Source organism: Paraconexibacter algicola (assembly GCF_003044185.1).
Taxonomy (GTDB): domain Bacteria; phylum Actinomycetota; class Thermoleophilia; order Solirubrobacterales; family Solirubrobacteraceae; genus Paraconexibacter; species Paraconexibacter algicola.
Map to the genome: position 1 here is coordinate 2,385,259 of NZ_PYYB01000001.1, position 13,251 is coordinate 2,398,509.

General features: G+C 75.9%; 14 protein-coding genes. 13 read left to right on the forward strand and 1 reads right to left on the reverse strand.

Going from position 1 to position 13,251, the window contains the following annotated elements; all coding sequences use genetic code 11:
* The first annotated feature begins 15 nt into the window (after nt 1-15).
* On the forward strand, nt 16-825 hold the full coding sequence (gene rsmI, locus C7Y72_RS11280; RefSeq protein ID WP_107568822.1) for a 16S rRNA (cytidine(1402)-2'-O)-methyltransferase: 810 nt from the start codon (nt 16-18) through the stop codon (nt 823-825).
* On the opposite strand, the gene C7Y72_RS11285 is transcribed toward rsmI, so the two are convergent.
* On the reverse strand, nt 812-1,183 hold the full coding sequence (locus C7Y72_RS11285; protein ID WP_107568823.1) for a hypothetical protein: 372 nt from the start codon (nt 1,181-1,183) through the stop codon (nt 812-814). The genes rsmI and C7Y72_RS11285 overlap by 14 nt on opposite strands.
* Nucleotides 1,184-1,268: 85 nt before the next feature.
* Between C7Y72_RS11285 and C7Y72_RS23280 the strand changes: the two genes are divergently transcribed.
* The 12 genes from C7Y72_RS23280 (at nt 1,269) to C7Y72_RS11345 (ending at nt 13,110) form a co-directional block, all read left to right on the forward strand.
* A complete protein-coding gene (locus tag C7Y72_RS23280) occupies nt 1,269-2,057 on the forward strand; it encodes a M23 family metallopeptidase (protein WP_107568824.1) in 789 nt (262 codons plus the stop codon).
* A gap of 27 nt (nt 2,058-2,084) precedes the next feature.
* Entirely contained in the window at nt 2,085-3,584 is a 1,500-nt protein-coding gene (metG, locus tag C7Y72_RS11295) for a methionine--tRNA ligase (protein WP_107568825.1), read from the forward strand.
* Entirely contained in the window at nt 3,581-4,330 is a 750-nt protein-coding gene (locus C7Y72_RS11300; RefSeq protein WP_107568826.1) for a TatD family hydrolase, read from the forward strand. The genes metG and C7Y72_RS11300 overlap by 4 nt, the downstream gene beginning before the upstream one ends.
* On the forward strand, nt 4,327-5,178 hold the full coding sequence (gene rsmA, locus C7Y72_RS11305) for a 16S rRNA (adenine(1518)-N(6)/adenine(1519)-N(6))-dimethyltransferase RsmA (protein ID WP_107568827.1): 852 nt from the start codon (nt 4,327-4,329) through the stop codon (nt 5,176-5,178). Before C7Y72_RS11300 ends, rsmA begins: the two co-directional genes overlap by 4 nt.
* A complete protein-coding gene (locus C7Y72_RS11310; protein WP_107568828.1) occupies nt 5,175-6,116 on the forward strand; it encodes a 4-(cytidine 5'-diphospho)-2-C-methyl-D-erythritol kinase in 942 nt (313 codons plus the stop codon). The genes rsmA and C7Y72_RS11310 overlap by 4 nt, the downstream gene beginning before the upstream one ends.
* Nucleotides 6,113-7,657 (forward strand): VTT domain-containing protein, encoded by a 1,545-nt coding sequence (locus C7Y72_RS11315; protein WP_107568829.1) that lies wholly within the window; start codon nt 6,113-6,115, stop codon nt 7,655-7,657. Before C7Y72_RS11310 ends, C7Y72_RS11315 begins: the two co-directional genes overlap by 4 nt.
* A complete protein-coding gene (locus C7Y72_RS11320; protein ID WP_107568830.1) occupies nt 7,654-7,878 on the forward strand; it encodes a hypothetical protein in 225 nt (74 codons plus the stop codon). Before C7Y72_RS11315 ends, C7Y72_RS11320 begins: the two co-directional genes overlap by 4 nt.
* Before the next feature lie 64 nt (nt 7,879-7,942).
* Nucleotides 7,943-9,187 (forward strand): PucR family transcriptional regulator, encoded by a 1,245-nt coding sequence (locus tag C7Y72_RS11325; RefSeq protein ID WP_107568831.1) that lies wholly within the window; start codon nt 7,943-7,945, stop codon nt 9,185-9,187.
* Nucleotides 9,188-9,378: 191 nt separating this feature from the next.
* Complete coding sequence (locus C7Y72_RS24145) at nt 9,379-10,515, forward strand: thrombospondin type 3 repeat-containing protein (RefSeq protein ID WP_146175338.1); 1,137 nt, start codon at nt 9,379-9,381, stop codon at nt 10,513-10,515.
* An 11-nt stretch (nt 10,516-10,526) separates the two neighbouring features.
* Nucleotides 10,527-11,318: an MTAP family purine nucleoside phosphorylase gene (locus C7Y72_RS11335; RefSeq protein WP_107568832.1), complete on the forward strand. Its 792-nt coding sequence runs from the start codon at nt 10,527-10,529 to the stop codon at nt 11,316-11,318.
* Between the two features lie 4 nt (nt 11,319-11,322).
* A complete protein-coding gene (locus C7Y72_RS11340; protein WP_107568833.1) occupies nt 11,323-11,892 on the forward strand; it encodes a DUF2064 domain-containing protein in 570 nt (189 codons plus the stop codon).
* Between the two features lie 54 nt (nt 11,893-11,946).
* Complete coding sequence (locus C7Y72_RS11345) at nt 11,947-13,110, forward strand: EAL domain-containing protein (protein ID WP_107568834.1); 1,164 nt, start codon at nt 11,947-11,949, stop codon at nt 13,108-13,110.
* Nucleotides 13,111-13,251: the final 141 nt, after the last annotated feature.

Sequence of the window (13,251 nt, forward strand, 5' to 3'; positions counted from 1 at the left end):
GATATGGTGGCTCAGATGCCCGTCGGCCGCCTCGTCGTCTGTCCCACGCCCATCGGGAACCTCGAGGACGTGACGCTGCGGGTGCTCAGCGCCCTGCGGGACGCGCACGTCGTCGCGTGCGAGGACACGCGCCGCACGCGCGTGCTCCTGGACCGCTACGGGGTCGACGCGCAGCTCGTCAGCTACCACGAGCACAACGAGCAGTCCCGGGCCGCGGAGCTGGTGCGCCGGATGGCCGACGGCGAGACCGTGGCGCTGTGCTCCGACGCGGGGATGCCGCTGGTCTCGGATCCCGGCTTCGTGCTCGTCCAGGCGTGCGTCGGGGCCGGGCTCGCCGTCGAGGTCCTGCCGGGGCCGTCCGCGGCGCTCGCGGCGCTGGTGGCGAGCGCGCTGCCCGCCGAGACCTGGCGGTTCGTCGGCTTCCTGCCGCGCAAGAAGGGGGAGCAGACCGCGCTGTTCGCGGCGACCGAGACGCTCGTCGGGTTCGAGTCCCCGCGACGGGTCGGCGCGACCCTCGCGGTGCTCGCCGCGGTCGACCCGGACCGCCCCGTCGCGGTCTGCCGGGAGCTGACGAAGGTCCACGAGGAGGTCGTGCGCGGCACCGCCGGGGAGCTCGCGGCGCGCTACGCGGACGCGGAGGTCAAGGGGGAGGTCGTCCTCGTCGTCGGCGGGGCGCCCCCGGTCGACGGCGACCTCGAGGCCGGCGTGCGCGCGCTGCGCGAGCTCGTCGCCGCCGGGGCGAAGGCCCGGCCCGCCGCCGCGGTCGTCGCGGAGCTGACGGGCACGAGCGCCAACGCGCTCTACGCCGCGCTCACGGCGCGCTGAGGCCGCTCGCGGGCAGCTGCTCGCGCAGCCGCCGGACCTCCGCCTCGATCTGCCGCTGCGCGCGGGCGACCTCGTCCTCGATGTCCTGCTGGATCGTCGAGATCTCCGAGTTGATCTCCCGGTCGACCTCGTCGGCGGTCGCGGCGAGCAGGGCGGTGACCGAGCCGACGGTGGCGACCGCCCCGAGCGCGATCGCGACGACGATCGCCGCCGTGTTGGAGCGGCGGTGGAACGAGCGGCGGCAGAACGGGCAGTCGCGCGCGGTCGTCTGCGAGACGGTCGAGCAGTGCGGGCAGAGCCGCTGCGGCTGCGGCGGGGCGCCGGAAGGACCCGGGGCGGGAGGGAGGTCGGTCGCCATCGTCGGGCGAGCCTAGGCGGCGGGCCGTCACGTCCGCGTCAGTCCGAGGGGGGAGAGTCCGCGCCGGTGCGCCCTAGTAGGAGCGATGCCGCGCCGCCCGCCCACCGCGACCGCCGCTCCCCGTCCCCGGGTGCGCCGGCGATCGGGGCCGATCGCGTTCCTCAGCGCGCTGGTCTTGCTCTCGCCGGTCCCCACCGCCCGGGCCGGAGTCGGCTGGCGCCTGCCCGTCGACGAGCCCCGGCTCGTCGGCGGGTTCCGGGTGACGCCGGGCGCCCCCTACGCCGCGGGCCAGCGGCGCGGCATCGACCTGCTCGCGCGACCCGGCACGGCGGTCCGCGCCGCGTGCACGGGGCGCGTCACGTTCGCGGGGCCGCTGCCCGGCCGTCGCGCCGGCCACGGGGTCTCCGTCCGCTGCGGTCGCCTGGTGGCGACCCACCTCGGGCTCCGGTCGCTCGCGGTGCGCCGCGGTGGCGCCGTCGCCCGGGGCGCCGTGCTGGGCCGGGTCACCGCGCGCGGCGTCGTGCGCCTGGGCGCGCGCCGGGCGGACGACCGCGACGGGTACCTCGACCCGCTCGCGCTCCTGGAGCGCGCGGCGCCCGCGGCACCGGTCGCGCCCGGCCCGCCCGCCGCCGTCCGCGCGCCCGGGCGGCCCGCCGCGCCCGGGCGTCCCGCCGGCCCCCGGCCGCGACCCGTCCGCGCGCCCGTCCGCCCGCCGGTCCGGCCCGCCGTCCGTCCGGCGCCCGCCGCGGTCCCGGCCGTCGTCTGGGGCGGGTTGGCGCTCGCAGCGGCCGCGGTGCCGGTCGGCGCGCTGGCCCGGCGGCGGCGTCGTCGCCGCGACGCGGCCGCCCGCGCGCGGGCGCTCGCCGCGGGCTGAGCCCGGTCGCGTAGCCTGCCGGGGAGGATGTCCTTCTACGTCACCACCCCGATCTACTACGTCAACGCCGCCCCGCATCTGGGTCACGCGTACACCACGATCGCGGCCGACGTCATGGCGCGCCACCACCGCCAGCGCGCCGAGGACGTGTTCTTCCTGACCGGCACCGACGAGCACGGCGAGCCCGTCGCCCTCGCCGCCGAGGCCGCCGGCCGGACCCCGAAGGAGCACGCCGACCTCAACGCCGCGCACTTCGAGGCGCTGACCCCGCGACTCAACGCGACGAACGACTTCTTCATCCGCACCTCCGACCCGCGCCACGTGCGCGCCGTCCAGGACGTCCTGCAGCGCGTCAAGGACAACGGCCACGTCTACGAGGGCGAGTACGAGGGCTGGTACTGCCCCCGCTGCGCCGACTTCAAGAACGACACCGAGATCGCCGACGGCAACCGCTGCCCCATCCACGAGATCGAGCTGACGCGCGAGAAGGAGACCAACTGGTTCTTCGCGCTCAGCCGCTTCCAGGAGCAGCTCGAGGAGCTGTTCGCGCAGCGCGAGGACTTCGTGCTGCCGACGAGCCGCCGCAACGAGGCGCTCGCGTTCATCCGCAGCGGCCTGCACGACGTGTCGCTCAGCCGCAGCACGCTCACCTGGGGCGTGCCGGTCCCGTGGGACCCCGAGCAGGTCTTCTACGTCTGGTTCGACGCGCTCCTGAACTACGTGACCGCGCTGCAGTTCGCCGACCCCGGCGAGGACCTGACCGAGCGCTTCTGGCCCGCCGACGTGCACATCGTCGGCAAGGACATCCTGAAGTTCCACACCGTCTACTGGCCCGCGCTGCTGCTGGCCGCCGGCCTGCCGGTCCCGCGGCGCGTCTTCGTCCACGGGTTCCTCCTGGGCAGCGACGGCCGCAAGATGAGCAAGTCGCTGGGCAACGGCCTGGACCCGTTCGAGGTCATGGACCTCTACGGCGTCGACGCGCTGCGCTACTACCTCCTGCGCGACGTCGCGTTCGGCGCCGACGGCTCCGTGTCGATGGACGGCGTCAAGGCCCGCTTCGAGGGCGAGCTCGCCAACGAGTTCGGCAACCTCGCCAGCCGCACGATCGCGATGGTCCTGAAGTACCGCGACGGGGCGGTCCCCGGCGTCGACGTCGATCCCGCGCTGCTCGACGCGTTCGCGTCGCTGCCGCAGACCGTCGCCGACCGCGTCGACGCGCTCGAGCTCACGCCCGCGCTCGACGCGATCTGGGAGCTCGTGAAGCGCCTGAACCGCTACGTCGAGGAGACCACGCCCTGGGTGCTCGCCAAGGACGAGGCCCGCGCCGCCGAGCTCGACACCGCGCTCGCGTCGCTCGTCGCCGGCGTCCGGTCGCTCGCCGTGCTGCTGCACCCGTGGCTGCCCGAGGCGACCGAGAAGCTCCGCGGCGCCCTCGGCGCCCCGTCGACCGCCTACGCCGACGCCGCGCTCGTCGCCGGCGGCGTCACCCAGGTCGAGAAGCTCGCCCCGCTCTTCCCGAAGCAGTGATCGACTCCCACACGCACCTCGACTCCTGCGCGCCACCCAACGCGGAGCTCGTGCAGGCCGCGCGCGACGCGGGCATCACGCGGATCCTCACCGTCGGCATGGACGAGGAGACCAACCGCGCCGCGCTGCGCGCCGCCGAGGAGTTCACCGAGGTGTGGGCCGCGGTCGGCCGCCACCCCAACGCCGCCGAGGGCTTCGACGAGGCCGCCTTCGAGGACCTGGTGGAGCTCGCGCGGCACCCGCGCTGCGCGGCGATCGGCGAGACCGGCCTCGACGACTACCGGGAGTACGCGCCCCGCGCCGACCAGGAGCGCGCCTTCGTCGCGCAGATGGAGCTCGCGCACGAGGTCGACAAGCCGCTGGTCATCCACACCCGCGCCGCCGAGGACGACACGATCCGGATGCTGCGCGCCCACGCGGGCGGGCTCGACGTCGTCCTCCACTGCTTCTCGATGCCCGACCGCTGGGAGGAGTGCGCCGCCGAGGGCTGGTGGTTCAGCTTCGCGGGCAACGTCACCTACCCGAAGGCGCTCGACCTCGCCCACGCCGCCGCGCGCGTCCCCGCCGACCGCCTGCTGGTGGAGACCGACGCCCCGTACCTGTCCCCGCAGGCCGTGCGCAAGCACCGCAACCGGCCCGACTACGTCGTCCACACCGCCCGGTTCGTCGCCGAGTGCCGCGGCGTGTCCTACGAGGAGCTCGACGCCCTCGTCACCGCCAACGCCGCCACCCTGTTCCGCTGGTGACCGACGCGCTCCCCGCCCAGCCGACGCTGCGACGCGTCAAGGCGTTCGGCATCCGTCCCAAACGGGACCTCGGCCAGAACTTCCTGATCGACTCGAACATCCTCGGGGTCATCGAGCGGGCCGCGGAGCTCACCGGCGACGACGTCGTGCTGGAGGTCGGCGGGGGCGTCGGCGTCCTCACCGAGCACCTCGCGCCGCTCGTCGCGCACACGCACGTCGTCGAGCTCGACCGCTCCCTGGAGCCCGCGCTGCGCGACGCGCTCGCCCCGTACGAGGACCGCAGCACCCTGCATCTCGCGGACGCCATGGCGCTCGACCTCGTCGCGCTGGATCCCGCCCCGACCAAGGTCGTCGCGAACCTCCCGTACGGCATCGCGGCCGGCGCGATCCTACGGACGATCGAGGACCTCCCGCACGTCACGCGCTGGGTCGCGATGGTGCAGAAGGAGGTGGGGGAGCGGTTCGCCGCCGGCGCGGGCACGCCCGCCTACGGCGTCCCGAGCGTGCTCGCGCAGCTGGCGTGCGACGTGCGCGTGCACCGGGCTGTCGCCCGCACCGTCTTCTATCCCGTGCCGAACGTCGACAGCGTCCTCGTGCTGCTGGAGCGCACCGGGCCCGCCCCGGCGCGCGGCCTGCGCGAGCTGGTCCAGCGCGGCTTCGCGCACCGGCGCAAGACGCTCGTGAAGTCCGTGTCGATGGCCGGCGGCCTGCCGGCGGGCGCGTCGGCCGACGGCGATCCGCGCGAGCGGCTGCGCGCGGCGGTCGTCGCGCTGGGGCACCCCGCCGACGTGCGGGCCGAGCGGCTCGCGCCCGCGGAGTTCCGCGCGCTCTGGGAGGCGCTGACGTGAGCCGCGGCCTGCAGACGATCGCGCCGTCGAAGGTCAACGTCTGCCTGCTGCTCGGCCCGACCCGCGCGGACGGCCGGCACGAGCTCGTCACCGTCTTCCAGGCGCTCGACCTCGCCGACGACGTCCACCTGCTCGAGACGCTCGACGTCCGCGACGACGAGGTCGTCTGCGACCCGCCCGTCGAGGGGGAGAACCTGGCGCTGCGCGCGATCCGGGCGTTCCGTGCGGCGACCGGCTGGAACGGCCCGCCGGTCCGCGTGACGATCACCAAGCGCATCCCCGTCGCGGGCGGGATGGCCGGGGGTTCCTCCGACGCCGCCGCGACCCTGCGGCTGCTCGCCACGCACGCCGCACCGCACCTCGGTCGCACCGGGCGGACCGTCCCGGACGCCGACGACCTGCGCGCGATCGCCGCGACGCTCGGGGCGGACGTCCCGGCGCTCGTGGAGCCGGGCCGCTGGCTCGGCACCGCGGCGGGCGAGCGCGTCGAGCGCCTCCCGCTGCTGCCCGACGGCCGCACCGCCTACGTCGTCGTCACGAGCCCCACCGGTCTGTCGACCCCGGACGTCTTCCGCGAGGCCGACCGCCTGGGCCTGCCGCGCAGCAGCTCGCAGCTCGCGCTCGGTGGCCGTGACGTGCGCGCCCGCGCCGGCGACCTGCCGCGGGTCCTGTGCGTCAACGAGCTCGAGCCCGCCGCCCTGTCGCTGCGCCCCGACCTGCGCGACACGCTCGCCGCGCTGCGCGCCGCCGGCGCCGAGGTCGCGATGGTCAGCGGCAGCGGCCCGACCTGCGTCGGCCTGTACGACAACCCGGGGCGCGCCCGCCAGGCCGCGCCCGTGCTCGCCGAGCGGTTCGGGGCGGAGCACGTCCGGCTGGCCGGGGCGCTCCCGCGCGAGCAGGTCGCCGCGCTCGAGCTGCCGCGGGTGGCCGGCGCGTGAAGCCGGCGTTCTTCGTCGGGGCGGCGGCCGCCGCCACCCTCGCGTGGGTGCGCCGCCGCCACCTCGAGCCGCCGCTGCTCGTCGGGCTGGCGATCATCGCCGTCGGCAGCGCCGTCTACGGGACCGGGCTGATCCACCCGCCCGATCTCGAGCAGCTGCTCGAGGACCTCGGTGAGCGCCTGGGGAAGTGGACCTACCTCGTCGTCGGGCTCCTCGCGTTCCTGGAGACCGGCGCGTTCGTCGGCCTGCTCGCCCCCGGCGAGACCGCGATCATGGTCGGCGGTCTCGTCGCCGGGCAGGGCCGGATCGACATCGTCACGCTGATCGCGATCGTCTGGACGGCCGCGATCGCCGGGGACGTCACGAGCTTCTTCATCGGCCGCAAGCTCGGGCGCGACTTCCTCGTCAAGCACGGCCCGCGCGTGCAGATCACCCCGGCCCGCCTGGAGCAGGTCGAGGGCTTCTTCGAGCGTCACGGCGGCAAGGCGGTGCTGATCGGGCGCTTCGTCGGGCTCGTCCGCGCGGTCGCGCCGTTCCTGGCCGGGTCCTCGGGCATGAGCCTCAAGCGGTTCCTGCCCTACGACGTGATCGGCGCCGGGATCTGGGCCGCGACCTTCTCGATCCTCGGCTACGTCTTCTGGCAGTCCTTCGACCAGCTCGTGAGCGCCGCGAAGCAGGGGGCGTTCGCGCTCGGCACGACGATCACGGTCATCGTGGGCGTGGTCGTCGCGTACCGCTGGCTGAAGGTCGAGGCCAACCGCGCGCGGCTGCGCGCGTTCGTGCACGAGCAGGAGCGCCGGCCCGTCGTCGGTCCGGTCGTGCGGCTCGCCGTCCGGGCGTGGCACCGGGTCCGCGGCCCCGTCCGCTTCCTCTGGGACCGCCTCACCCCCGGCCAGCTGGGGCTCGAGCTCACGACGCTGCTCGCGATCACGATCGTCGGCGTCTTCAACCTCGTCGGCCCGCTGCTGACGCTGGGCGACGACCGCGCGCTCGTCGCCGGGGACGCCCGCAGCTTCGAGATCGCCGAGAACCTGCGTCGCGCCTGGCTCGACGACGCCGCGATGATCGTCAGCGACGTCGGGCAGCTCGCGGTGACCGGGACGCTCGTGGTCGTCGTGGCGCTCGTGCTGCTGGCGCGGCGGCGGGTCGTCGACGCGGCCGTGCTGCTCAGCGGGATGGCGGCCACCGTGCTCGTCGTGAACGTCGTCAAGGACGCCCAGGAGCGCGGGCGGCCGCTCGGCTCGCTCGTCGACACGGGCGACTCGTTCGCGTACCCGAGCGGGCACGCCGCGTACGGGGTCGCGTTCGTCGCGATCGCGGTCGCGGTCTCCCGGGCGCTCCCGGGCGTCGTGTCGCGGGCGGCGCTGGTGGCGGTCTCCGTGGTGCTGGCGGCCGCGGTCGCCCTGTCGCGGGTCTACCTGCGCGCCCACTACCTCAGCGACGTGCTCGGCGGGGTGGGCACGGCGCTCGCCTGCTTCGGCCTCTGCGGGATGGTCGGGCTCGTCGTCGCCTTCGTGCGGCAGAATGGGCGGACTCCATGAGCAACGAGGCGGTCACCTATCTCGTCGGCGGCATCTGCGGCGTCTTCGCGCTGGCGGCGTACGTCGGCCTGATCCTGGTCCCGGCGTGGGGGTCGTACACCCGCACGTGGGAGCGCATCGCGGCGTCGTTCCTGTCGCTCTACGTGCTGGCGGCCTTCGTGCTCGTCGGGCTCGGCGGCGGGGCGGCGATCGTCTACTTCTGGGACCGCATCAGCACCTGACCGCGGCGGTGGCGGCGCGACGACGTGCAACCCGCACGCCCGGGCGTCGTACTCTTCACCGCTGATGTCGACGCCGCCCGACACCGAGGCCCCCGAGGGACTCGACCTCTCCGCCCTGGACGCGGTGACCGACGCGGTCGAGTCCGGAGCCGGACTGCCCGAGGTCGTCCGGGCCGCCGCCCGGGCGCTCGGGGCGAGCCTCGTCCTCGCCGACCGCGCCGGTGCGACGCTCGCGGTCGCCGCCCGTTCGACCGCGGACGAGCGCGCCCTGGTGGCCGGGGCGTCGGGCGTCGAGATCGTCGACCTGCGCGTCGCGGACGAGGCCGTCGGCACGCTGCGCCTGCGCGTGCGCGGCAGCGAGGACCCGATGCGCCCCGCGGTCGTGCGGCTGGTGACGACGCTCATCGCCGGCGAGGTCGAGCGCCTGCGCGCACCCGAGCGCGCCTCCCAGGAGGCCGCGAGCCTGTTCCTGCGCGACGTCCTGGACCGCACGCTCACCGAGCCGGACGAGATCAGCGAGCGCGCCGCCGAGCTGGGCGTCGATCTGGTCGCCGGCGCCACGGTGCTCGTGGCCCGGGCGCGCCCGCACGTCACGACCGAGGACGGCTGGCGTGCCCGCGTGCTGGCGATCGCCGAGCGCGGCGCGCGCGCCGTCAGCGCCGGGACGCTCGCCGCCCTGAACGAGGCGCGGGACGCCCCCGGTGCCGAGGTCGTCCTGCTGCTGCCGGGACTCGAGGAGGCGGACGCCCAGCGGGCCGCCGACGGCGTCCTGCGCGAGCTGCAGGCGTCGCTGCAGGGCCACAGCTTCGCGGTCGGGCGCAGCCGTCCGGCGGTCGAGCCGGGAGACCTGCACCGGGCGGGCAGCGAGGCGCTGCTGGCGGCCAACGTCGCGGAGGGCGGCGAGCAGCCGCTGCTGGCGTTCGAGGAGACCGGCGCCTACCGCCTGCTGCTGAGCGCGATGAGCGAGGACCCGGCCGAGCTGCAGCGCTTCTACGCCGAGACCGTCGAGCCACTGGTGGCCTACGACGAGCAGTACGAGACCGATCTCGTGCAGACGGTCGAGGCGTTCCTCGAGGCCGACGGCAACGTCGCGGGGACCGCCCAGCGGCTGTTCACGCATCGCCACACGATCCGGTACCGGCTCGAGCGGGTGCGGGACCTGTCGGGCCTGGACGTCGGCTCCACCGACGGGCGCGAGAAGCTCTCACTGGGCCTGAAGGCGATGCGCGTGCTGGGTATCGCGCACCGCGGCGGGCCGGCCAGCGAGGCCGGCAGCAGCGGGGGCCGTGTCCCGCGGCGCGGCGCCTGAACGTCCACCTTTAGACCGCAGACGCGCCAGCTTCAACACGCCGTCGTACAGCGTGTCCGATGTCGACGCGACCGACCGGAAAGCGGTCGCTCCTGCGTGACGGCCATCACTCAAGGCACGGCGACGCTCACCCGATGCCCGGACGGATGGACCCCGCGCCACCACCCCGGTCCCGTCGCGACGCAGCGTTGATGCTTCTCGGCGCGCTCTGCGCCCTGGGACTCATCGCCTCGAGCCTCGCCTCGCTGAACACGCACGCGCTGGTCTTCCGCGACTGGCCGATGGGCGGGGTCTCGCAGCCGCGCACGGCGGTCATCCCGGACGCCCCGGCGGTCCCGCTGCCCGAGACGGCGAGCGCGTTGGCGGTCTCGACCCCGCCACGCGGGACCGTCCCCGCAGCGGCGACGTCGCCGGGCGACGCCGCGGACGACGCGGAGCTCGCCACCGTGCGCCTGGGCGTCTCGTCCGGACTCGGGTCCGGGGCGGTCTCGGTCGGTGCCGCCGGCCCGGCGATCGCCTCCCGGCGCGACACCGACGGCGACGGCATCACCGACGAGGACGAGCGGCTCCTCGGCACGGACCCGCGGGCCACGGACTCCGACAGCGACGGCACCCCGGACGGCTGGGAGCAGGAGAACGGCCTCGACCCGCTCCAGGCGGCCGACGCGCTCCAGGACGGTGACGGGGACGGCCTCGTCAACGCGGTGGAGTTCCAGGCGCAGTCCCGGCCCGGCGAGCGCGACAGCAACGCCGACGGCCGGCTCGACGGCGCCGACGACGCGGACGGCGACGGGGTCCCGAACCTCGTCGAGCAGGCGCTCGACAGCGACGTCGCCAAGGGGGACAGCAACGACGACGGGGTCCCGGACGGCGCCGACGACCCCGACCGCGACGGGCACAGCACCGCCGACGAGCTCGCGGCCGGCACGAACCCGGCGGTGCCCGACACCCCCGCGGAGCCGACGCCCGAGCCGACGCCGACGCCCGAGCCGACGCCGACGCCCGAGCCGACGCCCACGCCCGAGCCGACGCCCACCCCGGAGCCGGCGCCCGCGCCCGAGCCCGCCCCGGGCGACACGGTCGACGGCGCCACGCTGCCCGCGCCCGAGCCGACCCCGGTCCCCGAGCCGACCCCGACCCCGACCCCCGAGCCGACGGCCAGCCCGGAGCCGGAGCCGACCCCGCAGCCCGATCCCGCGGCGTCCGCGCCGGTCGACGCGACGCCCGGGCAGCCCACGCCGCCCGTCCCGCTGCCCGAGCCGTCCGCCGCCGCCGTCCCGACCCCGGTCGTGCCGCCGCACGAGGTGCCTGCGCCCGACGCCCCGTAGCATCCGCGCACATGCGGATCGGGATCATCACGGGGTCGGGCACCTACGCCCTGGCCGAGCAGGAGCGCGAGCCCACCGAGATCGCCACCCCGTTCGGTCCCGCCCAGGTCACCGTCGGCGCCTTCGCAGGGGCCGAGGTCCTCCACATCGCCCGCCACGGCGACGGCCACGCGCGGCTCTCCAGCGGCGTCACCCACCAGGCCAACGTCTGGGCCCTGCGCGAGCTCGGCGCCCAGGCGATCCTCGGCGTCACCGTCTGCGGAGCGACCGACCTCACCGTGCCGCTCGGCTCGCTGATCGTCTTCGACGACCTGCACTTCCTCGCCAACCGCCTGCCCGACGGCTCGCTCTGCACGCTGCACACCGAGCCCGGTCAGCCGGGGCGCGGCCACTGGATCTTCGACGGGCCGTTCCACCCCGAGCTCCGCACGATCCTGCTCGACGCGGCCCGCGAGGTCGGTCACGAGGTCCGGGACGGCGGCTGCTACGGCCACGTCGACGGACCCCGCTTCAACACGCGGACCGAGATCCGCCAGCTGCAGCAGGCCGGGGTCACCGCGGTCTCGCAGACCGCCGGGCCGGAGACGACGCTCGCCGGCGAGGCCAAGATCCCGTACGCGCTGCTCGGCTACGCGACCGACTACGCCAACGGCGTCGCGCCGGACCCGACGCCGGTCGAGGAGCTGATCCGGCTCGTGGGGGAGAGCAGCGGCACGTTCGGGCGCACGCTCGCCGCCGCCGTGCCGCGGCTGCTCGCCCACGGCGCGCCCGCCCAGAACGGGACGCACTTCGAGTGGGACTGACCGCGTGAGCGGCGTCGCCGCCGTCGTCCTCTACGCGCTCGCGGCGCCCCGCGACCGCGGGCTCGACGACCTGCTCGGCACCCCCGGGGCGACGGCCCTGCGCGAGGAGCTCGCGCTCGGCGCGCGGCGCTGGGCGAGCCGCGTCTCGCCCGACGTCGCGTTCGAGGCGACGACGATCGGCGCCGCGAGCATGGCGCTGCACGACCACGACGGCCCGGTGCTGCTCGTCGCGCCGGACGTCCCACGCCTCGACGACGCGCTCGCCCGCGCGGCGCTCGCCGACCTCGAGGACGGCGCGCTCGTCGTGATGGCGCCGACCGCCGACGGCACCCCGTACCTCGTCGGGGTCCCGCGCGCCGACCCGGAGCTGCTCGACCGCGTCGGCGCGCCGTTCGAGGGGTTCGCCGACGACCCCGCGCTACGCGACGCGGGAGTCGGCATGCTGCGCAGCGAACGGCGCCTCGTCACCCCCGACGACGCCCGCGCGTACGCGGCCGATCCGTGCGCGCACGAGGACCTCCTGCGCCATCTGCAACCGCTGCTTCAGTTTCCGGGGTCGGCCGCCGATAGGTGAGGCAGCCCGGTCCGGTCGCTTCCCGGCACCGCCCCTCCCCGGGTCTCCCCACCGATGACCGATCTCCGCGTTCCGACCGGGCCCGCGCCCGCCACCCTCGACCCGCACGACGAGGAGTGGGCGGCCGCGCTCGCGCGCATCCTCGACGACCCGCGCCGCGTCCGCGTCCACTACCAGCCGATCGTCGACCTCCAGCGCGGCGTCGTCCGCGGCTACGAGGCGCTCGCCCGGTTCCCGGAGGCGCCCGAGGTGCCGACCGCCGCGTGGTTCGAGGCCGCCGCGCGGCTCGGCTGCGCCGGCGAGCTGGAGGCGCAGGTGGTGACCGCCGCGCTCGTCGCGCGGCCGCTGCTGGTCCGCAACCGCTTCATCGCCGTCAACCTGTCGGCGGGCGCCCTGCTCAGCGACGAGGTCGCCGCCGCCCTGCGTGACGCACCGCGCCTGGACAGCATCGTCGTCGAGCTCGGCGACCGCCCGGGCGGCCCGGACACGGCGGAGCTGCGCGTGGCGGTCGACGCCCTGCGCGCCCGCGGCGCGGGCCTGGCCGTCGACGACGGCGGTGCCGGCTACGACAACCTCGACCGCATCGCCGGGCTGCGGCCGCAGTTCCTGAAGCTCGACGGCGCGCTGACGCTCGGAATGCCCGACGACGAGTCCCGCACGGCGCTCGTGCGGACCTTCTGCGACCTCGCGGCCCGCTTCGACGCCTGGATCGTCGCCGAGGGGATCGAGCGCGCGGAGCAGCTCGACGCCCTCGCGCGCCTCGGCGTGCCGCTCGGTCAGGGCTACGCGCTCGGCCGTCCCGCCCCCGCGATGGCGGAGATCGACCGCGATCTCGTACGTCGCCTGCGCCAGCGCGCCCTGGTCGGCGTGCGCGGCACGGGCGTCGAGGGGCTGGTCGAGCGCCTCCCCGCCGTCGCCGCCGACCCGACGGCGGTCCGCGTCGTCCTCGACGCGCAGCCGCACCTGGAGCACGTCGTCACCGTCGACGCGGCGGGGCGCCCCCTCGGCGTCCTGGACCGTGCCGCGTTCGAGCGCGGCGAGGCCCCGCGCGAGCCGCTGTGCCTGCGCGCCCAGGCGACGCCGGGGGACCTCGCGCGACGCGCGATGACCCGGCCGCTGGCCCAGCGCTGGGACCCCGTGGTGTGCGTCGACGACGCCGGCGCCTACGTCGGGGTCGTGCCGCTGGAGCGCGTCGTGGGCGTCCTCGCGGGCGCCTGAGCGCGCCGTCGTCGGCGGACGCCACGGCGTCGCCCGAACACCCGTCCACGGGGCTTGCACCCGGGGGCGCGGTGACCGATCCTTCAGCTTGCCCAGCGACCGATCACGGAAGATCAGGAGGGCGCACGGATGCATGTTGCA